This window comes from Paenibacillus sp. 598K (assembly GCF_003851045.1).
In the GTDB taxonomy this organism is placed as follows: Bacteria; Bacillota; Bacilli; order Paenibacillales; family Paenibacillaceae; genus Paenibacillus_D.
Genome location: NZ_BFBX01000156.1, coordinates 1 through 1,453, shown reverse-complemented (window position 1 = coordinate 1,453; position 1,453 = coordinate 1). Strand labels below are relative to the sequence as shown.

Annotated in this window: 1 protein-coding gene; it reads right to left on the bottom strand. The window is 50.9% G+C overall.

Translation table 11 applies throughout. The features are described from left to right. A partial coding sequence (locus PA598K_RS32240; protein ID WP_260405722.1) for an IS1182 family transposase occupies positions 1 to 1,423 on the bottom strand: 1,423 nt, incomplete at its 3' end. Positions 1,424 to 1,453 lie beyond the last annotated feature (30 nt).

Below are 1,453 nucleotides of genomic sequence, written 5' to 3'. Positions count from 1 at the left end.
GGTTTCGAGCGTAGGAAAACCGTAAAAAGAAAGCCACGCGGAATTTTTCGCGAAAAAGCCCCGTTCTGGCCAGCTGGGCCAGGTGACGAGCGATCTTTTTCACATTTTGGGCAAACGCCGTTAGGAGAGCCTGTTCTTGCGTTTTGGCTCTCCCTCTATATTTGCAGCGACGGTAGCCATGCAACTCTTTGGCTTCCCCGAAGCTAGGTTCAATTTTTCGTTGTCGCCAACGCAATAGCAACTGCCCCGCCGGGCTGCTCGCATTTTTTTCGACCTGCTCACGAAATTCTTCCCACACATGGCGTTGAATTTTTCGTTGCTTGGATTTATCCGAGGTGCATTGAGCCAACATCGGGCACGTTGCACAGTGTGAAGCATCCGACGCATAGAGGCGGTAGCCTTCCCGATTCGTGAGCTTGTACGTCAGTTCCTGGCCTTGAGGACAAACGTAGGTATTGTTTGTTGCGTTAAACGTAAAATGAGCTTTGGGAAGCGTACCGGCACGGGTCGTTGCTTTCCGGGGAACAATGGCGGGAAACACATTCGCTTCCAGGGTTTGTTTGCATATGTAAGGGGTCATATAACCAGAATCCAGTGCAACGGCTTCCAAGTCGTGGAAACCGAAGGTTTCAATCTGCCGCCGGAGTCGATCGATATAGACAACGGAATCGTTGACGTTTCCAGGCGTAATATGCACATCGGTAATAATGTTGAACTTGTGGTCCACGGTGCGATGATCCAAATAATGAAAGCCTTCTGGCTTACCTGGACGGGTCATATAGCCGCTTTCCGGGTCAGTCACACTTGTTTTCTGTTGGTCTTCCTTTGACGCCTCCTTCGCCGGAGGCAGCGGCTTTTTTCCAGCTTGGATCCGGTCCTGTTGCACGGCCTCTTCGAGTTCCTTCAGATACGCATGCGGTGTCTCGTCTATGGTCTGCATGGTGTACCGATTGTTGTTTGCATTGGCCCGAATATGCGTCGAGTCGGTCAGCAACACACGACCTCCCACCATACCATGGCGGATGGCCAGGTGAACGAGCTCGTCAAACAGCTCTTGGAAGATGGGGCTGTCTTTAAAGCGTTCATTGCGATTATGACTAATGGTGGAGTGGTCCGGTACACGTTCGCTTAAGCCCAAACCCAAGAACCAACGGTAAGCGATGTTCAGGTTGATTTCGTTTTCCAACTGACGCTCCGAACGAATGCCATACAAATAACCAATCAACATCATTTTGAATAGACGGATCGGGGGGATCGGGGGACGCCCTTGCGTCTTAGGGTAGTACGGTTTCGTTTTCTCCGTAATGAAGGAGAAATCAATGTGCTCATCAATCATCCGAAGCAAGTGGTCCTTCGGAACCAGCATGTCCAGACTAACAAGCTCCACTTGGTTTCTTCCCTGGTGCATCGGCTCGGTACTCATTGCGCATCCCCCGCTTTCGTAGCTTACAAT